Source organism: Prevotella sp. P3-92 (genome assembly GCF_002251205.1).
In the GTDB taxonomy this organism is placed as follows: Bacteria; Bacteroidota; Bacteroidia; order Bacteroidales; family Bacteroidaceae; genus Prevotella.
This window is the reverse complement of sequence record NZ_NPJE01000002.1, coordinates 26,988-53,166: the sequence shown is the minus strand read 5'-3', so window position 1 is coordinate 53,166 and position 26,179 is coordinate 26,988. Positions and strand designations below refer to the sequence as shown.

Here is a 26,179-nt window from a genome sequence, read left to right as displayed (position 1 = left end):
CGTATAGTAGTGGTATGATTCATCATCGCGTCATCTTATTCGTTCAGGTCGCGTGCTTTCGGCTGATAGCCATCGGCAGAGAGTTGTTGTTGGTCTTCTTTAAGATAGTCTTTGGAGGCATCCACAGCAATAAGGACACCGTCTTCTATGCCAGTAGTCTGTGGGTGATATCTGAATGTCATGACTTTGTTTTCATATTCACCCAAATAGCGCAATTGTCCATTTGCAGCACTCATCCACCACACCTTCTTCTTATCTCCGGAAATCTTTGTCAGATTCAGACGCATGGCATTACTATTGTAGTTATATACCAACAAATAGTCATTGCCTCGTGTAGCAATAAGGCGATTGTATTTCTCTCCGTTGTCTTCAATGACACTTTGGTCAGCCACCCGTTCGAAATAAGGGAAGGAAAGAATCAGACGCTTCAGATATTGCATCTGATTGAAGCCAGGATCGTTGAGTGCCTGATACCATGTTTTCACATCACCAGCATCACCATAGGATGTGGGATAACCCGGTTTGAGCATCTGCATGATAGCATTATGTCCATAAGTGTGGCCACAACTACCGGCAAAAACGCTCCAATAGGCATAACGTCTGACATCATAATCTTTCCATCGAGCCTCATTGGCATCATGCAATCCTACAGGAATGTCCTCGTAGGAGGGTTCTGCATCAAGCACAGGCTTTATGGGTTTGTGTGCCCATGTAGAATCTACATACATCCAATTGTCCTCTTCTGTGTTATCAGGAATAGGATAGTCAGCATTGCCCATACGCTGTCCGTAACGTCGGTGCCCACTTTGGAACATGTGAAAATCGAGCCATGCAGCCTTGCTCCACCATCGTGCAGAAGTGTATCGTCCACGTGGATGATAGGTCATCAGGTGGTTCTTATCGATTGCTTTAATCGTTGTGGCGAGAGTCTCCCATACCTCTGGTCGGATATTTCCCTGTATATCTCCACCCATGATCCAGATAATGTTTGGCTTGTTTTTATAACGGTTGGCAAGAAATGTACCATACCGTTTAGCATCTTCCACCGATAGTTTACCGGCCTTAACCAGTCCGCCCCAGATACATACCATACCGATATATATACCCTTATCTGCAGCTTGGTCTATGATATAATCCATGTGATCCCAATAGCCATAAACCCCTTTACGGTCAATGTGTTGGAAGTTCCATCCATCGATATTGGAGGGTTGTCCATAGATATTATAGGCAGGCACACCATCAATAGTCTGCACCTGAATCACATTATATCCCGCTTTAGCACAGCGTTGCAGATAATATTCCGCCTCACTGCGGTCGAGACGTTCGGGTAAAAGCCATCCTGTGTCAGCAAGCCAGAAGAACGGAGTTCCATCGGCAAATTGCAGATAGCGTTGGTTGTCTGCCACTTTCAATACGCCATGGCTCCATGGTTTGACAGCCTGCATGCCGATAGCCAGCAGCAGCAGTCCGAGAATGGATGTGAGTCTTTTCATATCGTTTATTGTTTTTGTATCGATGATTATTTCAGTATATATTCACCTCCTGCCACAGTGGTCAGTTGGTAGAGTTGTGTCGGTGCGATACCGTCAGCGCCCTTCTGGGTGTCCTTGATGCGCTTCAGATTCTTATGATGGAGTGCCACTTTACTACGGATCAGACATTTACCGCCATGTCGCGAATGGATAACAGCCTTAGTGATACGACCGTTTTGCCAATCCATATCGACCTCAAAACCGCCTCGCGCTACCAGTCCTTTCACGCTGCCGTTTGGCCATACTGAAGGTAGTGCGGGCAGGAGATAAAGGAATCCATCGTGGCTTTGCAACAGCATTTCGGCAATACCAGCCGTACATCCGAAGTTGCCATCAATCTGGAATGGGGGATGTGCGTCAAAGAGATTGGGATAGGTTCCGCCACGCTGTTTGACAGTGCCGAATATCAAGAAGGTGTCGGCAGTCAGTGTGAGTTGGTCTTTGATGAGTTTGTAAGCATGGTCACCATCCAACAATCGTGCCCATGAGCATACTTTCCATCCCATCGACCAACCGGTCGAAACATCGCCTCTATGCGTCAGCGACACCTTTGCAGCATCAAACAGACGAGGTGTGCGGTATGGAGAAATCTGATTGCTGGGATAGAGTCCAAAGAGGTGTGAGAAATGTCGGTGGTTGTCGTTAGGATCATCTACATCGTCGAGCCACTCCTGTAATTGTCCCCATCGTCCCACTTGCATCGGAGGCATCTGCGAGAGTTGTTGCTTGATCAGATCAAGTGTATCGTTGTGTTCGCCCAGTAGTTTTGCAGCAGCCAACACATTGGTATAGAGTTCGCTGACAATTTGATTGTCCATCGTTACACCGGCATCGAGTGGTGATGGGCGCCCTTTGCCACCATGTTCAGGCGATTCGCCAGGACACACCACCAACCAATTATGATGACGTGGGTCAGGTATCATAGTCTGGGTATAGAATAGCGCAGCCTGCAACATGACAGGATAGGATTTCTTGAGAAAATCCTTGTCGGCAGTATATAGATAGTGTTCCCACAAGTGGCGGCAAAGCCATGCCGACCCTACGGGCCATAATCCTGTCTGCGCCCGATCCACAGGTCCTGTGATGCGCCATTGGTCGGTGTTATGGTGGAGCACCCATCCATCTACACCATACATCTCGCGTGCTGTCTGTCGTCCAGTGTTGCTCACTTCCTCTATCAATCGGAACAATGGTGCATTCATCTCGGTGAGATTGGTAGGTTCGGCAGGCCAGTAGTTCATCTCAAGATTGATATTGGTCGTGTATTTCGAGTCCCATGAAGGCAACATCTTCTCGTTCCAGATGCCTTGCAGATTGGCGGGATTGATATTATCAGGCTGTGACGATGAGATAAGCAGATAGCGGCCAAACTGGAAATAGGTAGCCACGAGATAGTTGTCGGTACGTTCACCGAAGTGTTCCACGCGTCGGCTGGTACTCTCTTTGGCAAAGGCATCGGCACCAAGATTCAGCGACACGCGGTCGTAGTAGTGGCGATAACGAGCTGTATGCTGTTCGCGCAGAGCCTCACATCCCGTTGTAATGGCTTGCTGGAGGCGTTGTTTCGACAGCATCGCCTCATCGCCTGTGATGTCTTTATAGTTTTTCACGTTGGTAGCAATAGCCACATATAGCGTAGCCTCATCGGCGCCAACGACACTGAGATTGCCGTCGCTACAATGAATGTGTCCGCCACGTGTGACAGCCGCGAGGCGTCCCATGAATCGCACTTTACCTTTGAGTCCTTCGTGTTTGGCCGATACGCCGTGGAGAATGACTTGTTGTCCTTCGCTGGCAGTCAACACATTATCATGTGGTGAGGTCATGTGTGCGGTAAACGTCAGTTGTCCCGGTTTGCTGGCAGTCAAGTGTACTGCCACTACTGCGGGACCGCCAATGGGAGTAAACACTTCACGCTGATAGCGCACACCACCCGATGTATAGCTGACCATAGACCGTGCGGTGCTGAGATCGAGCCATCGTTCATAGTCCTGATAGTCTGCATGTCCAGCCATTGATATATAGAGATCGCCGAAGGGCTGATAGGGCATTCCCATGTTTTGTCCCGCAGCATTGGGCATAACCTTCGCATTGGCCAAGTCTTGTGCTTCGCGATATTTACCTTCAAGGATAAGCTGCTGCACCTGTGGCAAATATTTTTTTGCCTCAGGATTGACCACATTGTTGGGCTGTCCAGCCCAGATTGTCTCTTCATTGAGTTGGATATGCTCCACGGCAGGTTGTCCAAACACCATGCCACCCACTACGCCATTACCTACGGGTAATGCCTGTGTCCATGTCATGGCCGGTTTGTCGTACCACAGCCGATAGTCTTGGGCTTTCATAGTGACGCATCCTACAAACAGCAGGAGTAATAGCAGATTACGTTTCATCATAGTTTGAAAGGGTATTGTGTGTATTATTTTAATTTTGTTTTCAGAGCTTCATCAGGCAAGATGGCCACTTTACTCTCGTCGAGCTTAGAGCGGTCGAGATGGAACACATCGATAAAGAAGTCATATACCGCCTTGCGTTTATTGGGTCCGAAGTCGTGTCGCTCATTGGGAAGATGCACATTGCGTACTTGTTCTTTCGCACCATAGAATCCATAGATGCGTTGTAGATAAGGCATTTCTACGGTAGGTACCGATGCTGTCCAGTCACCACCGTCGCTAACAATAAGCATGGGGCGCGGTGCCATAACGGCAGCCAGTTCGGGTTCGCACGTTCCTCCTGCGCTCAACTGCACAGGCATTCCGCTCTCACAGGGGCATCCGCCATCAAAATGGGAGGCGAGATGCACTACAGGTGCCGATGCTGTCACCCGATTATCCAATAGCGACAGCAGTACGGTGTGGGTTCCGCCGCCACTTCCACCCATCACGCCTACGCGCTGATGGTCGATGTCTTTCCGGTTGGTCAGCATATAGTCGAGCAATACATAGCCACAAGCTGCCTGATAGACATGGGCACGACTGGTGTGATGGGCTGCCTCGCCCACTTCTTCAGCCGACTGTCCCCATCCATAGAGATCGAAATCCACACATACGGCTCCCATGCGTGCCAGTGTTCCGAGGCGTTGTTGCTCGTCTTTTCGATAGCGCATGGGCCAGTGTCCGTCTGGACAAATGATGAGTGCATGCTTCCCCTTTGCGGTCGAAGCATATATGGTGCCGAAGAGATGCTGACCCGGAGTCAGTTCGATACAGATATTCTGGGTAGTATATCCATCGTGTCGGATGATTTTGGAAAGTATGGGTTTGCCCAATACGCATGAATCGAGAAAGGCGTCGAGACCTAACCTTTGTCTCACTTCGCGACGAAGTGTGTCGCGACGCGCCTCCCATTGTTCCTTGTTCTGATAGAGCGTTGAGAGGTAGTTGAGCATCTGCTGTCCCTCTTCCACATGTCGGCGTGGATACTCGTAGGGCTTTATTTTATAGAGTTTGTCACTTTGTTTCCACCAGTTCCAATCGAAGTATTTGCAGATATTGTCGAGTGTTTCCTCTATGGAATAAGGGCGCACACGGAAGTCGGCATAGGGCAATTGTCGTCCTACGGTATCTACATTATATTTGAATCGCACGCCGAAACGCTGAGCCACATCGTTCATCAAATCGCCCACTGGGCGTTTGTAGTTTGTTTCGAAAGTCTGTGCCATGACCATGGTGCATAGTATGGTAGCAAAGACTGTTGTCCATATTCTTTTCATTGTTTTCTATTAGATAGTATATATACCTTATTATATAGACGCACAAAGGGTCTGTTTGTCATCGGTGGAAAGTGAATGAAAGAAAAAGAAATGATGAAACGTTTCCTTGAATGTATATTTTCTCTATTTATTGCCGTATGAAAAGCATAGAGGGCAACCATCCATCTGAACGGTTGCCCTCCTACGCTATATTTCTTGATCGTATTATTCTTCAGGAGCCTGTCCTATCAACTCCATGAATTCGTCGAGTTTCGGAGTGATAATAATCTGTGTGCGACGGTTGCGCTGCTTGCCCAATTCGGTGGTGTTGGGCTGGAGTGGGTTATACTCACCACGACCACCAGCGGTCAGACGCTTAGGATCTACACCATACTGGTTTTGAAGTGCCTGTACCACGCTTGACGCACGGAGGCAAGAGAGGTCCCAGTTGTTGCGAATGTTTTCACGATTGATGGGTACATTGTCAGTATTTCCTTCGATCAGCACATCATAGTCTTTGTAGTCTTTGATGATTTTTGCAATCTTCGAAAGTGTCTCTGCTGCGCGGTCGTTGATTTCATACGATCCAGACTTGTAGAGCATGTTGTCTGCCAATGAGATATAGACAACACCCTTGAGCACCTGCACGTCCACTTCTTTGAGTTCTTCTTTCGAGAGCGAACGAGTCAGATTGTTGGTCAAAACCACATTGAGCGAGTCGCTTTTCGACTTGATTTCCACCAGATGACGAATATACTTATTGGACTCATTGATCTGATCTACAAGTTTGTCGATGCTTACGTTGTTCTGATTGGCATTGCTCAAACTCTTGTCGAGCGACTGCTGTAATGCACTAACAGCCTGCTCCTGACGCTTGAGTTGTTCTTCCAAACTGGCTACGCGAACATTGGCAGCGGCCAATTTCTCTTTGGTATCCACATAGTTAGTCTGCAACGCTTTATTCTCCTCCTGACATGCAGCCAGGTCTTTTTTCATAGCACAACTGGACAACAGCAATGCTATTGCGAATGTCGTTACAATGTTAATCTTCTTCATTTCATTCTATAGTTTTTAGTGAGTACTTCGTATATTGATGTTGCAAAGATAGTGCAAACCGAGCGAAATACAAAGAGAAACGGAGTTTTTCTTTTATTTCCGAGGTGCAGCCTATCTAAGAGACGCAGTCTCAAAGATAGTGCAAACCGAGAGGAATACAAAATAAATTAGGATTTATTTGTATTTCCGAGGTGCAGCCTATCTAAGAGACGCAGTCTCAAAGATAGTGCAAACCGAGCGAAATACAAAGAGAAACGGAGTTTTTCTTTTATTTCCGAGGTGCAGCCTATCGTCATGCCCATCATGTTTAGTTGTTTTTGTTATGTGACAAACAGAAACGCAGAAAGTCAAAAAACATTTTGTTATTTTAACTAAACCATCGTCAAAGGAGAACCACAAACGTAACATCACACGACTGAATATCAATCATTTAGCATGCAATAACCTATATTTCCTTCTCAACAAAAATTATATTATCGTTCTCACCAATATTACATAGAAGTATTGCCAAACGTTGAACAAGAGTATTGCCATACGTTGGACAAAAGTATTGTCAACGTTGGATAAGAGTATTGTCAACGTTGGACAAAAGTATTATCAAACGTTGGACAAAAGTATTATCAAACGTTGGATAAAAGTATTATCAAACGTTGGATAAAAGTATTATCAAACGTTGGATAAAAGTATTATCAGACGTTGGATAAAGAAAGAAAAATATATTGTTCATATAAAAATTGATGGTCGATGGTGGTCGATGGTGGTCGAATACAAAACCATCGACCACCACATAACAATCATTCCAACAACACATTACACACATTGGTGGTCGAGTGGTCGATTTTTAAGACATCGCGTGTGCGTGCGCGAGAGAGAATTCAGAGAATCGCTCCCCTATTCCGTGCGACTCCTCTCGATACCATCCCGACCACATCCCGTCAATTTACAAACAATATCACGTTTACTGAGAACACTAAAAGGAGATAATTCACACCAAGTTTCGGAAACATACGGATAAATTTGGTTATTCGCCCAAAAATTAGTAATTTCGCAACCAAAATTCTAATTATAAAGGAACAAAGTACATGATTCTCTTTTTTAAGACTCCACAGACGAGTGTGATTGCCACTCAGGCAGATCATCAACTCGCAGAAAACGAAGTAAAGGAACTGTGTTGGCTCTATGGCAATGCTGAGCTATTGAGTGACCAAACACTGACTGGCTACTATGTAGGACCGCGTCGTGAAATGGTGACTCCTTGGTCAACGAATGCCGTTGAGATAACTCAGAACATGGGACTCAGCGGCATTCTGCGTATAGAAGAATACTTCCCAGTAGCGGGTGAGGATGCTGAGCACGACCCCATGCTGCAACGTATGTATCACGGACTGGACCAAGACATCTTCACCGTGAACATCCAGCCCGAACCCATCAAGTATGTTGATAACTTGGAGGAATACAACGAACAGGAAGGTCTGGCCCTTTCACCTGAGGAAATCGAGTATCTCCATAAGATTGAGAAAGAGAACGGCCGTCCGCTGACCGATTCAGAGATTTTCGGTTTTGCACAAATCAACTCTGAGCACTGTCGCCATAAGATTTTCGGTGGCACATTTATCATCGACGGCAAGGAGATGGAGTCGAGTCTTTTTGCCATGATCAAAAAGACCACACAGGAGAATCCCAACAAGATTCTGTCGGCCTACAAAGACAATGTGGCTTTTGCACAAGGTCCAGTAGTGGAGCAGTTTGCACCTGCCGACCAATCTACCAGCGACTATTTTCAGGTTAAAGACATCGAGAGCGTCATCTCGCTGAAGGCTGAAACCCACAACTTCCCCACTACCGTAGAGCCTTTCAACGGTGCTGCCACAGGTACTGGCGGTGAGATTCGCGACCGTATGGGTGGCGGTGTTGGTTCATGGCCTATTGCCGGAACTGCCGTATATATGACCGCCTATCCTCGTATCGAGGGTGAAGGCCGCGATTGGGAAACACTCATGCCCGTTCGCAAATGGTTGTATCAGACTCCTGAGCAGATTCTCATCAAGGCTTCAAACGGTGCCAGCGACTTCGGAAACAAGTTTGGACAACCGCTGATTACCGGTTCTGTGCTGACTTTCGAACATCAGGAGGGTCAGGAGAAATATGCCTACGACAAAGTCATCATGCTGGCTGGCGGTGTAGGCTACGGCACCAAGCGCGACTGTCTGAAGAAAGAACCACAGCCAGGCAACAAGGTTGTTGTGGTTGGTGGCGACAACTATCGCATCGGACTGGGTGGCGGTTCGGTATCGTCAGTAGATACTGGTCGTTATAGCAACGGCATCGAGCTGAACGCTATTCAGCGTGCCAACCCGGAAATGCAGAAGCGTGCCTACAACTTGGTGCGCGCACTCTGTGAAGAAGAAACCAATCCAGTGGTGTCAATCCACGACCACGGAAGTGCAGGCCACTTGAACTGTCTGTCGGAACTCGTTGAGGAATGTGGCGGTGAGATAGACATGGCTAAGTTGCCCATTGGCGACAAGACCCTATCGAGCAAGGAAATCATTGCCAACGAAAGTCAGGAGCGCATGGGTCTGCTCATCGACGAAAAGCATATCGACCACGTACAGAAGATTGCTGAACGCGAACGTGCCCCAATGTATGTAGTAGGTGAAACCACAGGCGATGCCCACTTCTCATTCAAGCAAGCCGATGGCGTGAAACCTTTCGACCTTGACGTGGCACAAATGTTTGGCCACTCACCCAAAACCATCATGCGCGACAATACCGTAGAGCGCAAATATGAAAACGTAACCTATACTCAAGACAAGATAGACGAATACCTGCAGCGCGTGCTCCAGTTGGAGGCTGTGGCTTGTAAAGACTGGCTGACCAATAAGGTTGACCGTAGCGTGACGGGTAAGATTGCACGTCAGCAGTGTCAAGGCGAAATTCAGTTGCCACTGAGCGACTGTGGTGTTGTAGCCCTCGACTATCGTGGCCGTAAGGGTATTGCCACCGCCATTGGTCATGCACCACAGGCTGGCCTGGCATCTCCAGAGGCTGGCAGCGTATTGTCGGTAGCAGAAGCACTTACCAACATCGTATGGGCACCACTTGCCGACGGCATGGATTCGCTGTCGCTGAGTGCCAACTGGATGTGGCCCTGCCGCTCACAAGAGGGTGAGGATGCACGTCTCTACAGTGCTGTAAAGGCGCTGAGCGACTTCTGCTGCGACCTCCACATCAATGTTCCTACAGGTAAAGACTCGCTGTCGCTGACACAGCAGTATCCCAACGGCGAGAAGATTATCTCTCCAGGAACAGTCATCGTAAGCGCTGGAGGCGAGGTTTCCGACATCCGCAAGGTGGTAAGCCCAGTTCTCGTCAACGACAAGAACGCTTCTCTCTATCATATCGACTTCTCATTCGATGAGCAGCATCTCGGTGGTTCTGCCTTCGCACAGAGCCTCGGCAAGGTAGGCAGCGACGTGCCAACAGTGAAAAACGCCGAATACTTCGCCGATGCTTTCATGGCAGTACAGGGCCTTATAGAGAAAGGATGGGTTATGGCTGGTCACGATATCTCTGCCGGCGGTCTTATCACCACATTATTGGAAATGTGTTTCGCCAACCAGAAGGGCGGTCTCCACATCAATCTGCACGACCTCTGTGCCGATGGCGACGTGGTAAAGACACTCTTCGCAGAGAACCCCGGTGTGGTTGTGGAAATCAGCGATGCCCACAAACAGGAATTTATCGACTATATGGAAGAACAAGGCGTGGCATTTGCCAAGATTGGCTATGCCGTTCCTGAGAACCGCACCATCGTTGTTAAAGCTGGCGACAGCGAGCATACCTTCGACATTGACGCATTGCGCGACACTTGGTACAAGACTTCTTACCTGCTCGATCGTCAGCAGAGCCACAACGGCAAGGCTGCCGAGCGCTATGAAAACTATAAGAAGCAACCGTTGGAGATGAAATTCAACGACTCTTTCACCGGCACACTTGCTCAGTATGGACTATCGGCAGATCGCCGCACTCCATCAGGCATAAAGGCTGCCATCATCCGTGAAAAGGGTACTAACGGTGATCGCGAGATGGCCTACTCACTCTATCTGGCAGGTTTCGACGTGAAAGACGTGACCATGACCGACCTTGTAAGTGGTCGCGAGACACTGGAAGACATCAACATGATCGTATTCTGCGGTGGCTTCTCAAACTCCGACGTACTTGGTTCTGCTAAGGGTTGGGCCGGTGCATTCCTCTTCAATGCCAAGGCAAAAGAGGCACTCGACAAGTTCTATGCTCGCAAAGACACTCTTTCACTCGGTATCTGCAACGGCTGTCAGCTGATGGTAGAACTGGGATTGACCGGTGCTAAGGGAGCTAAGATGCTGCACAACGACTCTCATAAGTTTGAAAGTGAATTCATCTCATTGGCTATCCCCGAGAACAACAGTGTCATGTTTGGATCGCTGAGCGGCAATAAACTCGGCTTGTGGGTTGCCCACGGAGAAGGCAAGTTTGCTCTGACCGAACCAGAGAGCGCCTACAATGTCATTGCTAAGTATAATTACCACGGCTATCCAGCCAACCCCAACGGATCAGCCTTCGATATTGCAGGTATCTGTTCAGAGGACGGACGTCATCTCTGCATGATGCCACACTTGGAGCGCGCCATCTTCCCTTGGCAGTGCGCTTGGTATCCTGAGGCTCGTCGCATGGATGAGGTAACACCGTGGATTGAGGCATTTGTCAATGCCCGCAAGTGGATTGAAAAACAATGAGTAACATATACTGGAGCACATTCAGTACCTTCTTTAAGATTGGCATGTTCACCCTTGGGGGTGGATATGCCATGATTCCAATTATAGAGGAAGAGGTTGTCAACAAGCACCAATGGGTGTCAAAGGAAGACATGCTCGACTTGATTGCTATCGCCCAAAGCTGTCCGGGCGTCTTTGCCATCAATATTTCGATATTCATCGGATATAAGTTGCGCAAGACACGGGGAGCGCTGGTCACGGCATTAGGTACGGCTCTGCCTTCGTTTCTCATCATTCTTGCCATAGCCATCTTCTTCCATCAGTTTGAAGACAATAAGGTTGTGGCTGCTATGTTTCGTGGCATACGTCCTGCCGTTGTGGCTCTGATTGCCGTTCCAACTTTCAATCTTGCTAAGCGTGCCCATCTCAATCGCTACACCCTATGGATTCCCATCGTGTCGGCACTGGCAATATGGCTATTGGGAGTATCGCCTATCTGGATTATCATTCTTGCGGGTGTGGGCGGCTATCTCTATGGTTTGACACAAAAGAATAAGAAAGCATGATATTCCTATACCTCTTCATCACATTCTTCGAAATTGGCCTCTTCGGATTTGGCGGTGGCTACGGCATGCTGTCACTTATCCAACATGAGACGGTGGAACATTGGCATTGGTTGTCGTCATCGGAATTTACCGATATCGTTGCCGTCTCACAGATGACACCGGGACCTATCGGCATCAATTCTGCCACCTATTGCGGCTATACTGCTGTAAGCAATGCAGGCTATAGTAGCAGTATGGCAGTCTTTGGATCAGCGGTTGCCACGTTTGCTTTGGTATTACCGTCGCTCATACTGATGATTCTCATCAGTCGTATGTTCATGCGCTACATGAACACCCATACGGTGCAATCGGTGTTTACGGGACTGCGTCCTGCCGTTGTCGGACTATTGGCGGCAGCAACATTACTGTTGATGACTCCCGAAAACTTCTCAACTCCATCAGAGGATGCATGGCAGTTTTATATCAGCATCGCCTTGTTTCTTGCCACTTTCTTTGGCACCAAGGTTGTAAAAATCAATCCTATCAAGATGATTGGATGCTGTGCCATTGCAGGCATTATCCTGTTTTATTGACCCTATTCAGACGATCTCCCATATCGTCGAATGAGGTAAATAAGCGATGGAAACTATAAGGTGCAAAACGGCTACAATGTCGTTTCGCACCTTATTGATAATACACATGTGCGAGAGCGCATTTGTCTATCAGCAATTTGGTGTTTTTATAGGAGTAAGAATGCTGCCGCTTTATAATCTTTTGGATTTATTAAGTGTGCTTTTACAAAAGAATTGAGTAATTTTGCAGTTGCATGTTGAATACTCCATATCCTTTAGAAGAAAAGAGATAGAAAGCGTATGATAAAGATATTGATGGTAGAAGATGATTTGGCGTTTGGAACGCTGATTCAAACATGGTTGAAGAAGAAGGGATTCGATGTGGTAAGAGCCACTTCGGTTAAGGCCGCTTTGCAATTGTTGAATGAAGACAGCAAGAAAGACTTGATATTGTCTGACCTTCGATTGCCCGATCATGATGGTCTGACGCTACTCAAATGGATTCAGAAACACAACATGCCGATTCCTTTCATTGTCATGACAAGTTATGCTGAAGTACAGAATGCGGTACTTGCTATGAAGTCGGGAGCGACGGACTATATTGCCAAACCATTCCAACCCGACATTCTCTTGGAAAAGATACAAGATGCGTTGAAGTCGGGACATACTTCACAACCTGATGTTGCAGCTACAGCCGGTTCTACTGCAGCAACTACAGTCGCTACTTCTGCAAACAGCAAATCTACGACAATATCTAAGAAAAACGATAAATCCAAATACATAGAAGGTGAGAGTGAAGCCTCCAAACAACTCTATAGTTTTGTTTCGTTGGTAGCCCCTACCCCCATGTCGGTACTCATTCTGGGTGCAAGCGGAACGGGTAAGGAATATATTGCCCGACGTATTCACGAACTGAGTGCACGAGCCGACAAGCCTTTCTTCGCTATTGACTGTGGTGCAATACCTAAAGAGGTTGCTGCCTCTGAGTTTTTCGGATATACTAAAGGAGCCTTTACGGGCGCTGACCAAGATAAGAAGGGCGCTTTTGAAACTGCTAACGGCGGCACGCTGTTCTTAGATGAAATGGGTAATCTGAACTATGAGGTGCAGGTGCAATTGCTTCGTGCACTTCAAGAGCGTAAGATTCGCCCATTGGGAAGCACTAAAGAAATCAATATCGATATCCGACTGATTTGCGCCACCAATGAGAATTTGGCGCAGAGGGTGGCAGATGGTGTTTTCCGCGAAGATCTATACCACCGCATCAACGAGTTTACTATCTATATGCCTGCGCTGAAGGACCGTGGCGCCGATATTTTCCTTTTCGCCAACCTCTTTATAAGAATTGCCAACCAAGAATTAGGTAGGAATGTAGTGGGGCTCGACAAGAAAGCGGCAGAAAAAATTGCAGCCTACAACTGGCCAGGCAATCTTCGTGAACTCAACAATGTGATGAAGCGAGCCACCTTGCTGACCAAGGGCGACCATATCGGAGTGGCTGAATTGGAACAAAGTATGGCCCATATTCAACCTTCAGAACCCATCACGCTCCACGACGAAGAAACAGAGTGCCAGAGGATAGAAAATGCACTTAAAGCGGCTGATGGCAATAAGAGCAAGGCGGCTCTACTTCTTGCCATAGACCGTAAGACCTTATATAATAAGATGAAGAAGTATGGAATAGGCTGAACGCTTTCGTAACAGAAGGACGAAACTCCTTCTGTGGCATAATCAAGTGTGGCATGAAATCATAGGTGTGGATACTCCCAAGGGAATATCCACACTTTTTTGTGGAATTTTTCCACACTATCGCCACACTTTCCACACATACCACAATCCATTCCACAACAGCTTACGCACTACATATCAACCACTTACATTCATTACGCATAGTTTGGCACGACAATTGTGATATAATATAGTGAACTCGCAAAGCAATAAGCAATGCAACAAACAGGTTCGCAAAAAACAAAACATTATATTAACAATTAAAAAAACAAGATTATGAAAAAATTAGTATTTGCAGCTCTCACAGCTATGGTTATGGTTTCAGTTAGCAACGTTTTCGCAAGCAACAAGATGGAGAATGTATCATACGCAACAGCTATTGACAGCGTCATCCCAGAAGATACCGTTAAGGCAGAACCCGCAACTCCAGCAACTCCTGATGCTCCGGCAACACAGCCCGACACAACCGTTGTAGCTGAGTAAGACATTCTTCTGGCAAGCGTGAACAAAGCACGTGATGTTCAATCAACATAGGAGTACGTCATTGCGAAATGACATACTCCTTTTTTTATGTCCAAAAATTACGCTAAAAATCTGCCGAGCAACTAAAAAAGAGCTATTTACAAGAGTTTCAACCTCAACAGAGATAATGATATGGCAACAGTTCTCATTTCTACAATTTTCATACGTTTGCTGTCAAACAACTCTTTTCGTGTTGCACAAATACAACAAAAACGTTATCGTTTTATCAACTTTTTACGGTTAATTTTCTGTAATTATATCATGTGGCATTATCGTAATTGCAAAAAAAAATGTATTTTTGTAGGCAAGAATCGTATAAAAACAAGACCCGATAGCTTGACGAATCAGAGGCTACCGGGAATCAACGCTACAAAGATAGTGCTTTTTCTTGTTATAACCAAGTAAATGAACGAATTTTTATGGAATATTTAGAATTTGAACGAATCTTGTCTGCCAAGCGAATGCAGAGATATAAGGATGCTGCGAATGGTGACACTCGCAAGGCTATGGCTTTGTATCGCTACAACTTACGTCTGTCGCAGGAAATGTTTACAATAGTCAGCTGCTTTGAAGTGGCATTGCGTAATGCAATTGATGGTCTTTTGGTGACGACCTTGGGAGAGAATTGGCTGAAAGATTCTGTTCAAATCAATGGAATATTCACCAACGGTCGCATGAACGAGACAAGAAAAATAATAGAAAAAGCATACAACCGATTGGATAGACAAGGCATATACTCACATTCTAAACTGATAGCTGAAATGGAATTCGGAGTATGGAAATATATGTATTCCTCTCTACAATATCGTGCGACAGGGCAATGTCTGTTAAGGGCATTCCCAAACAAACCCCGTTCATCGGCTGCCATTCAATACAATAACACCTATATATTCAATGAACTTGACAAGGTGAACAGTTTGAGAAACAGAATTGCGCACCATGAACCTATCTGTTTCAGACTTCATACATCGGAAATAGATACAAGTTACATCGTTAATGAATACCAGAAAATTCAGACATTATTCTCTTGGATGGGAATAGATTCTCGTTCAATGTTATATGGACTCGACCATGTGCAGAGTGTCTGTGCCAAGATTAACAGTTTAAAAGAGTAATATTCAGAATAGCTAATGAATAAAGAAAAAGACGATTTCTTCCTCCATTCCAACGAGGTGAATCATATCAGCAAGGAGGATTACGACAAGATAGAATTATTGGTGAATGCGGCAAAGGCCTTTGCCCGCAGCACCTACCAGTGTGTCTACATCATCGATTATTTTCATCAGGACTTCATCTATGCATCAGACAACCTTGCTTATCTCTGCGGATTGGAACCGGAGCAGTTGATGGAGGCAGGCTATCAGATGTATATCGACCATGTTCCGGATGCCGACCTGCAGATGCTGCTCGAAGTGAACAAGAAAGGTTTTGATCTTTTCAACGAATTGCCTGTGGGAGACCGCCTGGACTATACCATCTCGTACGACTTTCATCTTACCAATGGCAGACATAGCCGATTGATTCATCATCACCTTACTCCGATACTTCTTTCTGATGATGGAAGAATCTGGCTTGCCCTCTGCACTGTATCGTTGGCGGCAACCGATGAACCGGGACATATCATCATGCAGAAGAATGGTGAGCGTAGCTATTTTGAATATTCCACATTGCGCCACAAGTGGGAAAAGAAAGAAGGCATAACCTTGAGCGAGACTGAGAGAGATGTTTTGAGATTGTCTGCCCAAGGTTACACGATGAATGATATTGCCGATCGACTATGCAAGTCGGTGGATACGATAAAGGCTTGCAAGCGCAACCTTTTCGCCAAGATAGGCGTGAAGAACATTGCCGAAGCGCTGTTTCATGCCACGAACTATCAGATGATATAATCGCAATCATACCTCTTCCAACAATGGCGAGAGATAGAACTTGGGGAAGTATTTCACCTCCTTGCATTCCGCAAGGTTTGCGAGAATGTTGGCACAATAGCCAGCGGCAATATATGCCCCGATGCTCAGTTGCGGGAAAGACTCATTGGAATAATGTCTGATGGCTTCATCCACCCAAGGCACAGGCATCTGCCAGAACATACCGTACTGCGAGATATACTTGCCCAGTGAGCAACGGAAATCATCCGTTCCTTTTTTCACTACTTCGCTGAATGGATAGCCTTTCGGTTTCTCTACAGCGAGAAAGGCAGCCTTGCCAAGATTGACAACATGGATAACGGTGATGCCCCGTTCCTTGCATTTTTCATCGAAAGCAAACGAGGCTTCGTTGTCATGTAAGGTTGTATTCACCGCATATCGGATGCCCGACAAGTCGCATGCATCCACATCTTCCATCGTCAGCGTATCCTTTTCTATGCGATAGATTTGAAATCTATCTTCCTGCAGAGGGTTTTCATGGAAGTCATGGCGCAAGGCACAGGAAGCTATCAAGCTTCCCATGTCTGCGCCGCTAATCAACAATTTTATTGGGTTGTTCATTTATAGAGAGATTTATTGTCATTACACCATTACTGGATGCTGCAGATGACAGATTACATTCTGTTCTTCTGGCTTTCTCCTGCACCCGTACCCTTATATTTGCTTCTTGTAGTGTTGAACTTATACCGTACAGTAAGCGACACTTTGCTTGTTGACAGTCCATCATACACCATTTCCTTCATTTTGCCATAATGAGCAATCATGTGGCTATCGTTTGTCCCGAACAAATCATAGATGAAGAGCTGAAACGACAAATGGTCTTTCAAGAAAGCCTTATATGCGGAAATATTCGTGCAAAACATTGGCTTGTACAGATACTGATTCTCTTCATGGCCTTTCGTGATATACGACATCATCAACGTAAACATTCCTAATTTGGTGTTGAGCGTATTGTCAAAACGGAATGAAGCCATTGGTTTATTGAGCGATTTCCCATCGTGCGTCTCCATATCAAACCATTGCTTGTCAACGGATGCTGTAAGCGAAGGATGCCAGATGCCAAACGAAGGGCGCAAGTTGATGGATGCAGCTACGTCATTATACGAATTCCCATTTACTGGCTTCATCAAGCCTATTGCAGGATTATCCTTATAAGTCTCCACTGTGGATATAATCGGATTGGAAGTATGGCTGTAGGTCATATCGAATGTCAACCATTTGTAAGCCAACTCGTAGTTGAGATTTCTACTTATCTGAGATACCAGAAATGGATTTCCCGTTTCATACGTGTATCGGTTGTCATACTGAATGCCACTGCGCAAATTATGATAGGAAGGACGATTAATGTCGGCTGCATAGCTCAATTGCATCTGTATCTTGCCTACAGGCATCGATAAGCTAAGCGATGGGAACCAATAGCCGTACGACTTGCTTTGCCCAGGCACATACTTGCCATATTCATAGTAATTGAAGTCGATGTACTCGTATCTCATACCTGCCTCCAAACTCAGATTACCGAAATCTCTTGAATAGGTCAAGAATGAAGATGTCATACTTTCTGTAATACGGCTGTCGTCATCCGATACCAAGTTAGTTGGCACCACTTGATACTTTGAGGTACGATGGGTATTGGAATATTCACCACCCAAAGACAAATTACCTCCTAATAATGGGTAAGAAAGCACCAGTTTGGAAGCGAGCAGATGATAGTCCTTGTTAGTCAAGCTATGAGCCGTTTGGCTTTGTGCATTCATCCCCACTTCCTGGTATTGCTCTTTGGTAACATCGTTCTGGTATTCCTTCGACCATAGCCAATCTGTATTGAAATCGATGCTGAGCTTACCAATCTTTCCTACATAGTAAATATTGCTTGAAAGATTATTCTTCTGCCAAAAGAAATCAGCATGACTATCAGAATTTTCAGACAATTCTTCGTCTTGCAATATAGAAGAACTCATATCGCCGTTCCATGTTTGCTTAGGATTTCTAAGAAAACCAAAGTTGGCACCTATAGAGTTGTTGGCATCCAACTGGTAGCTGGCATCCAGGCGAAAGTTCATGGCTTCGATAATACCTACTTGTCTTATCTCACTTTTCTGGTTCCAAGTCTTGTCAAGATAAGTCTTCTGCTGTAAGTCTTTATTGTCTGGCTGGTATTGTCTTGCTCCAAAGGCGTATGCGCCCAGCTCTAAGCCATTCTTGCGATAGCTCATATTCAATTGGCTAAACCCGCCGAAGTTTTTCTTTTCATCATATTCACCAGTAGTCTTCGCATCGAATCCGAATCCTTCACCCTGTATCTTCTTCGTAGTGATACGGATGACCGCCTTGGTGCTGGCTGCGTAACGAGCACCAGGATTACTGATGACTTCCACCGACTTGATGTTGTCGGAATGCAAACGGTCCAGCTCGCTCTTGTCTCTCATCTGTCGTCCATTGATATAGATAACAGGCTCACCGCGACCGAATACCTTGATGCTGCCATTTTGGGCAGAAACGTTAGGGATGCGGTCGAGCAGGTTCTCCATGGTACCTGCCTTCTCAAGTACGGATCCGACAATGGTTGTCGTCATTCCGCCATTCTTCAGGATAGTCTTAGGCAGGGATGACTTCACGACTACTTCGCCGAGCATCTTGCAGTCTTCTTCCATCTTGATAATGCCCACATTCTCGCTTGTGCAATCCTTGCAGATTGTCTTATAGCCTACGGATGTCACCTTGATGATTCCGCCGTTGCAGGAAGAGTCGATGACAAAGCTGCCATCCTCTCCACTCACTGCGCCCTTGACGAAAGCCGAGTCTGTTCTATTCAATAATACTACATTGGCAAACGCCAAAGGTTCTCCCTTGGTGTTCATCACCTTGCCGATGATATTCTGCGCCATCATCGGAGTCATAGCCGAGAGGCACAACGCTGTTATAATCAGTTTCTTGTTCATAATCCCTTTACTTATGGTTTTCTGAGGGCAAAAGTAAAGAAAATGACAAAAAAGCCTTTGACACAAAAGTGTATTTCTGAAGAGTGTGGCCTAAGAATTACACTTTTGTGTATGTAAAAAACAAGCGAGCCAATCCCGAACGCATCCCGAACAAGTCCCGAACAAGTCCCGAACAAGTCCCAAGTAAGTCCCAAGTAAGTCCCATTCCTTTCAGACAATCATGGAAGGCGAATGGGACGTACATAGGGAGTTGAAGATATTCACAGGTATTTCCTCTCAATTATACTGGTAAAATTTTGCCGAATCACTTATTTGTATTATCTTAGCATCCGAAAACAAGTAACATCCGAATTATGTTTCATAACGACATCCCTTTCAAAGTCGCCGTTGGCTATGGTGTGGTTGCCATCGTACTGATTCTGGCCATCAGTTTGATTTATAGCAATACCAAGTCGGTTGTCGCCATCAATCAAGCTTCGCGCGAATATATGCAGAAAAGAGATGCTGCCGACAGCACTATATCTGCCTTGCTCAAAGAGGAGCAACACAATCTGCAACAACTCTCTGATGCTATGAATGGGAAGGGTGGAACAAACTATCTGCGCGATAAAGTGAGAAGCCTCAACAATGGTGAGGAATCTATCGTGGTACATCCAAAGATGCGCCAAACCCAACAAGCCAAAAACACCACGGTAGAGGTTGTCAAGACACGCAAGGGATTCTTCAACCGTCTTTCCGATGCGTTCAAGAAAGAACATGCGGAAACCATCAGCGTGAAGACTGATAGCATACATGCCACCTTAGACTCGGTCGCAACTCCAGTAAACGTGGCAGGAAATGTGGCTGACATCCTTGAACAAATCGACAATAGAGAGAAAGTGACCTCTGCCCACCACCACAAAACCGTCAATAAAGAAATGGCGGATTTGCAGATGCTCAACACAAAACTCGCGCTCCGTTCTTCCAAACAACTCAACGAAATCCATCAGCGTGAGCATAAAACCATGCAACACGCTATCAACAAAGCCATTACCACTCGTCAACAACTATTATGGCAGATAGGATTACTGGCTTTGGTCACTATCCTGATTGCCGTCATCTTGGTTTGGTACATCTGGCGAGATACGAAGAAAGAACGTACATACAGGGAAAATCTGGAGAATGCCAATGAGGAAATACGCCGCATCATGCAACAACGTGAGCGTCTTCTGCTCACCATCACCCATGACATCAAAGCTCCCGCAGCCTCTATCTCTGGTTTCATCGATCTGATGGAAGCCTATGTCAACCATCCTCGCGGCAAGGAGTGTCTGAACAATATCAAGGGTTCTGCCACCCATCTCTCACATCTCGTAGCCTCCTTGCTCGATTACCATCAGTTGGAAAACGGACTCATGAAGATTCATCCAGTCAATTTCTCTCCATCTCAACTGTTTCAGCAAAGCGTGAAAGGAATGCAATTGAAAGCGGAAGAGAAGGGATTGAGTCTGTCGTATGAAATAAAAGACAACACCCATCCAAAAGATGCATATTACCACGCTGACGCCTTCCGCATTCGTCAGATCTTAGACAATCTGGTCAGCAATGCCATCAAATACACAGATCAAGGTCAAGTTTGCGTCACAGCAACCGTTACAAGAGTTTCCAACCACTCGAATACAAAATATAATCTCACCATTACTGTTGAAGATACGGGCAAAGGTATTCCACCGCAAGAAATAAAAAACATCTTCCAAGCCTTTACACGACTTAAGAATGCACAAAGTATTGCCGGTGCTGGACTCGGACTGTCCATTACCCACGAACTGGTCACGCTCCTGGGTGGAAAAATAGTCGTTAAGTCTGAAGAAGGCAAAGGCTCTGTATTTACAGTATCAATCCCCATAGAAGAAAAAAATGACGAATCCGTTGACAACACGATTCAAAAAGATGTGAACAACAGTCCCAACGGAGTTTCTTCAAAAGACCAATACAACAACCACAGAATACTCATCCTCGATGACGATAAATTGCAACTGCAACTCCTACAAGAGATGCTAAACAGAGTATTGGATGAGTCGTGGAAGGTCATCGTCTGCAACCACGTGACCGAAGCACTTACTGCCTTACACAACGAACAACCAGCCATCATGCTCATGGATATCGAAATGCCAGAGATGAACGGTATGGAGATCATCAGACATCTGAACCACGGCAATATGAAAGTAATTGCCATGACAGCCCACGACAGCAGTATTACCAACGAGTTGAAAACAGCTGGATTTGACGATTGCCTCTTCAAACCATTCCATACCGAAGCACTCCAAGCGGTAATCGGCATCAACGGCAATACATCAGAAAAACCGTCTGACCAAAAAACCAACACAGTCATTCCCGAACAATTCCGACAACTCACAGCCTTTGCAGATGATGATGAAGAGGCTGCGCTGGAAATCATCAAGAATGTAAAACTTGCACTCAACGAACACCTGCAACGCCTGCAAAACATATTGCTCGAGGCAAACAATCCTACTGCCAATGCCGCTGATACTCCTGATATCAAATCGTCCATCACACCAATCAAGCAGGTGATTCATAAAATACTGCCAATTGCCACCATGATGCAGATGAAATCTCTTGATCAGCTAACCGCCCTGACACCCGAAAACATCGATAAACTGGATGACAAACAAATTCGGGAACACCTGCAAATCATCATGACCGACCTGCACAACATCCTTCAGGACAAATAATGTCAGCATCGCTTTTGAGCGAAGAAGTGTGAAGGAAAAGAACTTTGGAATACAAGCGCCGAAGGTTCTCATAAGCAGCAAAGCAAAGAAAAAACGAGTTTTTCTTTTGTACTTCGCTCGCTTAATCGTACCTTTGCAAGATATAATCCTAAACTTTTTACTACAATGAAACAAATACTACTCTTGACAATGGCAACAATCGCTATAGTCAGCACACAAGCCAAAAACATCACCACACCAAAAGCCAATGGCTACCCCATCACCCAAGTGCCCTTTACCGCGGTGAAGGTTAATGCACAGACTTTTTGGGGTCAACGCATCAAAGCGGCACGCGAAGTAACCATCCCTTTGGCCTTCGAAAAATGCGAAGCAACCCATCGCTACGACAACTTCAAAATGGCTGCCTATACGTTGCAACACCCTGGTCACAACGGTCTGCAAACTCCCCAATGGGACGTCAGCAAGCTGAAGTGTTTACCCTTCGACGATACCGATGTCTATAAAACCATCGAAGGAGCAAGCTATATACTCCAAACCTATCCCGACAACCGCCTCAAACAATATATCGACAGCATCCTCGATATTGTAGCTGCCGCACAAGAACCCGACGGTTACCTCTACACCTCACGCACCGTCAATCCTGCGCATCCACACCAATGGTCCGGAGCGAAACGATGGGTCGAGGAAGAAGCGCTCAGTCATGAACTCTACAACTTAGGTCACATGGTCGATGCCGCCTGCGCACACTATCAAGCCACAGGTAGCAATAAGTTTCTCAACATAGCTCGCCGCTATGCTGACTGCGTCATCCGCGAAGTCGGACCACGTCCCGGCCAAGTCTGTGTCACTCCAGGTCATCAGATTGCCGAGATGGCATTGACCCGGCTCTACCTGCTCACCGGCGACAAACGCTATCTCGACGAGGCTAAATTCCTGCTCGACTATCGTGGAAAGACTTCCACCCACACCATCTATTCCCAAAGCCACAAACCTGTCATCGAGCAGACCGAAGCATGGGGACATGCTGTCCGTGCCGGATATATGTATGCAGGAATGGCTGACGTGGCAGCCCTTACGGGCGACACCGCCTATATCAATGCCCTCAACGCCATCTGCAATAATATCGTCAGCCGCAAATACTATATCACCGGAGGTGTTGGCGCACGCCATGAAGGCGAAGCCTTTGGTGCCGACTATGAGTTGCCCAACCTTACTGCCTATAATGAGACATGTGCCGCCATTGCCATGGTTTATCTCTTCCATCGCATGTTCCTCATGCAAGGCGATGCAAAATATATCGACTGCATGGAGCGCACGCTCTATAACGGTGTCATCAGCGGCATGTCGGTTGACGGCGGTCGCTTCTTCTATCCCAATCCCCTGTCGAGCGATGGCAACACCGAGCGCCAACCATGGTTTGGATGTGCCTGCTGTCCGAGCAATATATGCCGTTTCATCCCGTCATTCCCAGGTTATGTCTATGCTGTCAAAGACCGCACACTCTATGTCAATCTCTTCACCGGCAATACGGCGCATGTAGAAATAGAAGGTAAAACCGTCGTATTGGAACAACAGACCGACTATCCATGGAATGGCGACATCAACCTTCGCATTCAGAAGAATCAAGCCAAAGCATTTGCCATGGCTATCCGTATTCCTGGCTGGGCTGTCAACACACCAGTACCCAGCGACCTCTACCGTTATACTGATTGTCAGACACGCAACTATCAGATTACCGTCAACGGAAAGCCTGTCGATGGGGTGAAGACCGACAAAGGATATCTCATCATTAACCGCGTTTGGAAGAAAGGCGATGTTGTTTCGCTCCATCTCGATATGCCGGTACGTACCGTAGTTGCCAATCCACAGGTGACCGACGACCGTGGCCGAGTGGCTGTAGAACGCGGTCCTTTGGTCTATTGTGCCGAAGCTGCCGACAACACCTCCCACAGCATCTTCCGTTTCCTCATGCCCACCAATCCACAGTTCAACGTGGTTGACCGCACTATCAACGGTCAACATCAGGTTTCGTTTGGTGTGAAAGCCATCGAAGTAGATGGTCAGACCGTTGATACCGATGCCGACGGCAGGGTGAAAGTCTCCGACACGCGCCTCACACTCATACCCTATTACGCATGGAACCACCGTGGGGCAGATGACATGGAAGTATGGTTGCCACAGAGTATCGAGGCATTGGGCAACTATCGCTAATATTCAAGTTTCGCAACTGAGAGAATTGATTGAAGTTAAAGAAGTGATCACTCCCTACGGTCGTTCGGGAAGTTAAGAGACAATAGCCTTTTGCCGTAAGACGTAGGACATTTGTCCCTTAACTTCTCTCTAACTTCCCTCTAACTTCTCTCTAACTTCCCTCTAACTTCCCTCTAACTTCCCTCTAACTTCTCTCTAACTTCCCCACATGTATAACAAACACGGAGTAGCATGACTGCGCAAACGCTTCGCGAGTGGTTTACCACTTTCAACGCCCAGTATTTCGGCAATACTCTGCCGGAACCCCACTTTGTGGTCAATCATGCCAAGCGCACCTTGGGACAGTTCAGCTGTCACAAGGTGCGGCGTGGCTTGTTGCCTGGCCGGTGGAAAACCACAGACTATACCATCAAGGTGAGCGAGTTCTACCATACGAGCGACCACGACAGACAATCTGTTTTGCTCCACGAGATGATCCACTTCTATATTGCCTACACCCAGACTCGCGATACTTCTGCCCACGGGAAGGTATTCCGCCAATGGATGCAACGGCTCAATGCCGACGGATGGAACATCACCATCACCTCTCGCAATGCCATGCTTGCCACTGTTCCCACTACCGACAAGCAACAATATCTCTTGCTTGCCATCCGGCTGTCGAACGGCAAATGTTACCTCTCGGTGGTCAATCCTGCCTATCGCCACCACCTTGAGCAGATGATCCACAACCATTGTCAAGCCGACGAGTTCCATTGGTTGCGTACCAACGACAGCCGCTATGCCGGGTGGTCTGCCGTCAGGACGCTACGGGGCAGGCACATCACCCAGGATGAATGGGAACGACTCATGAGCGAAACTGTGATTCTCTGACCTTTGGCATTACAAAATGCCACTTGATGCGTCTATATTATAAAGTATTCAAGTTCGCAACTGAGGGAATTGATTGAAGTAAATGGAAGTTATCACTTCCTACGGTCGTTCGGGAAGTTAAGAGACAATAGCCTTTTGCCGTAAGACGTAGGACATTTGTCCCTTAACTTCTCTCTAACTTCCCTAACTTCCCTTAACTTCCCCACATGCGATAGTTCAGTAAAGTATAAGCAAATCATGAAACGGACACTACTCGCTCTAATCTCCTTGTGCTGCCTCTCTACCATGGCAGTAGAGGCACAACACGACCTCTATGTATCCACCTCTTTCCACGAACCAGCCACCGACGGACTGCGCTTCATCTACAGTCGCGATGGATGGCATTGGGACTCTATCCCTGGCATCTGGCTTAAACCTGAGGTAGGTAAACAACGTGTCATGCGCGATCCATCAATCATCCGCACTCCTGATGGCATGTTCCATCTCGTATGGACATCAAGTTGGAAGGGTGACAGAGGCTTCGGCTATGCTTGTTCGAAAGACTTAAAGCACTGGAGCAAGCAACGTTTCATCGAGGTCATGACCGACACCACCACCGTCAACGTATGGGCTCCCGAACTCTTCTGGGACGACGACCGCCAACAGGCTGTCATCGTATGGGCATCGTGTGTGCCGGGCAAATTTCCACGAGGAATAGAGGATGAGAACAACAACCATCGTCTTTACTATACCACCACCAAGGATTTCCGCACCTTCACCCCTGCTCGCTTGATGATAGACCCTGGCTTCAGTTGTATTGATGCTACCCTCGTCAAACGGGGCAAGCGCGATTATGTGATGGTGCTCAAAGACAATACACGTCCTGAACGCGATATCAAGGTGGCCTATGCCAAGTCACCTTACGGTCCATGGTCGAAGGCATCCGAACCTTTCACCGGCAAACTGATGGAAGGTCCTACTACCGCTAAGGTCGATGGTGGATGGCTGATCTACTATGATCGCTATCGGTTGAAGGATTTCGGTGCACATTTCACCACCGATTTCAAAACCTTTGAAGATGTTTCCAACAAGGTCAGCGTGCCTGTTCTCCATAAGC

At 46.6% G+C, this 26,179-nt stretch carries 16 protein-coding genes and 1 pseudogene; 11 read left to right on the top strand and 6 right to left on the bottom strand.

The window, feature by feature from the left end; genetic code table 11:
* Positions 1 to 35: 35 nt before the first annotated feature.
* From CIK93_RS00435 to CIK93_RS00420, 4 genes are all read right to left on the bottom strand, one after another.
* Positions 36 to 1,493 (bottom strand): glycoside hydrolase family 140 protein, encoded by a 1,458-nt coding sequence (locus CIK93_RS00435; protein WP_094446250.1) that lies wholly within the window; start codon positions 1,491 to 1,493, stop codon positions 36 to 38.
* Positions 1,494 to 1,519: 26 nt separating this feature from the next.
* The gene (locus tag CIK93_RS00430) at positions 1,520 to 3,928 is read right to left on the bottom strand and encodes a glycoside hydrolase N-terminal domain-containing protein (RefSeq protein WP_094446249.1); all 2,409 of its coding nucleotides are present in this window, start codon (positions 3,926 to 3,928) and stop codon (positions 1,520 to 1,522) included.
* Positions 3,929 to 3,951: 23 nt separating this feature from the next.
* Positions 3,952 to 5,244 (bottom strand): hypothetical protein, encoded by a 1,293-nt coding sequence (locus CIK93_RS00425; protein ID WP_254046695.1) that lies wholly within the window; start codon positions 5,242 to 5,244, stop codon positions 3,952 to 3,954.
* Positions 5,245 to 5,448: 204 nt separating this feature from the next.
* Positions 5,449 to 6,279 carry an OmpA family protein gene (locus CIK93_RS00420; RefSeq protein WP_094389716.1) on the bottom strand — a complete coding sequence of 277 codons (831 nt, stop codon included), beginning with the start codon at positions 6,277 to 6,279 and terminating at the stop codon, positions 5,449 to 5,451.
* Positions 6,280 to 7,361: 1,082 nt separating this feature from the next.
* Between CIK93_RS00420 and purL the strand changes: the two genes are divergently transcribed.
* The 7 genes from purL (at position 7,362) to CIK93_RS00390 (ending at position 16,292) form a co-directional block, all read left to right on the top strand.
* A complete protein-coding gene (purL, locus tag CIK93_RS00415; RefSeq protein WP_094446248.1) occupies positions 7,362 to 11,057 on the top strand; it encodes a phosphoribosylformylglycinamidine synthase in 3,696 nt (1,231 codons plus the stop codon).
* A complete protein-coding gene (locus CIK93_RS00410) occupies positions 11,054 to 11,602 on the top strand; it encodes a chromate transporter (protein WP_094446247.1) in 549 nt (182 codons plus the stop codon). Before purL ends, CIK93_RS00410 begins: the two co-directional genes overlap by 4 nt.
* Positions 11,599 to 12,174 carry a chromate transporter gene (locus tag CIK93_RS00405; protein ID WP_094446246.1) on the top strand — a complete coding sequence of 192 codons (576 nt, stop codon included), beginning with the start codon at positions 11,599 to 11,601 and terminating at the stop codon, positions 12,172 to 12,174. Before CIK93_RS00410 ends, CIK93_RS00405 begins: the two co-directional genes overlap by 4 nt.
* A gap of 279 nt (positions 12,175 to 12,453) precedes the next feature.
* Complete coding sequence (locus CIK93_RS00400) at positions 12,454 to 13,842, top strand: sigma-54 dependent transcriptional regulator (protein WP_094446245.1); 1,389 nt, start codon at positions 12,454 to 12,456, stop codon at positions 13,840 to 13,842.
* Between the two features lie 315 nt (positions 13,843 to 14,157).
* Positions 14,158 to 14,364 (top strand): hypothetical protein, encoded by a 207-nt coding sequence (locus CIK93_RS13325; protein WP_094449256.1) that lies wholly within the window; start codon positions 14,158 to 14,160, stop codon positions 14,362 to 14,364.
* 458 nt (positions 14,365 to 14,822) lie between these two features.
* Positions 14,823 to 15,518, top strand: a complete 696-nt coding sequence (locus CIK93_RS00395; RefSeq protein ID WP_094446244.1) for an Abi family protein — start codon at positions 14,823 to 14,825, stop codon at positions 15,516 to 15,518.
* A 15-nt stretch (positions 15,519 to 15,533) separates the two neighbouring features.
* Positions 15,534 to 16,292, top strand: coding sequence for a helix-turn-helix transcriptional regulator (locus tag CIK93_RS00390; RefSeq protein WP_094446243.1), 759 nt, complete (start codon positions 15,534 to 15,536; stop codon positions 16,290 to 16,292).
* Positions 16,293 to 16,298: 6 nt separating this feature from the next.
* On the opposite strand, the gene CIK93_RS00385 is transcribed toward CIK93_RS00390, so the two are convergent.
* Both CIK93_RS00385 and CIK93_RS00380 read right to left on the bottom strand, forming a co-directional pair.
* Positions 16,299 to 16,892 carry a hypothetical protein gene (locus CIK93_RS00385; protein WP_144007583.1) on the bottom strand — a complete coding sequence of 198 codons (594 nt, stop codon included), beginning with the start codon at positions 16,890 to 16,892 and terminating at the stop codon, positions 16,299 to 16,301.
* 53 nt (positions 16,893 to 16,945) lie between these two features.
* Positions 16,946 to 19,270 (bottom strand): TonB-dependent receptor domain-containing protein, encoded by a 2,325-nt coding sequence (locus CIK93_RS00380; protein WP_094446241.1) that lies wholly within the window; start codon positions 19,268 to 19,270, stop codon positions 16,946 to 16,948.
* A gap of 353 nt (positions 19,271 to 19,623) precedes the next feature.
* Here CIK93_RS00380 and CIK93_RS00375 point away from each other — a divergent pair, with 353 nt between their 5' ends.
* The 4 genes and pseudogenes from CIK93_RS00375 to CIK93_RS14060 form a co-directional block, all read left to right on the top strand.
* Positions 19,624 to 22,002 (top strand): hybrid sensor histidine kinase/response regulator, encoded by a 2,379-nt coding sequence (locus tag CIK93_RS00375; RefSeq protein WP_094446240.1) that lies wholly within the window; start codon positions 19,624 to 19,626, stop codon positions 22,000 to 22,002.
* Between the two features lie 165 nt (positions 22,003 to 22,167).
* Positions 22,168 to 24,213, top strand: coding sequence for a glycoside hydrolase family 127 protein (locus CIK93_RS00370; RefSeq protein ID WP_094446239.1), 2,046 nt, complete (start codon positions 22,168 to 22,170; stop codon positions 24,211 to 24,213).
* Between the two features lie 231 nt (positions 24,214 to 24,444).
* A complete protein-coding gene (locus tag CIK93_RS00365; protein ID WP_094446238.1) occupies positions 24,445 to 25,083 on the top strand; it encodes a SprT-like domain-containing protein in 639 nt (212 codons plus the stop codon).
* A gap of 237 nt (positions 25,084 to 25,320) precedes the next feature.
* A pseudogene (locus CIK93_RS14060) lies at positions 25,321 to 25,680 on the top strand (arabinosidase); the annotation flags it as partial.
* Positions 25,681 to 26,179 lie beyond the last annotated feature (499 nt).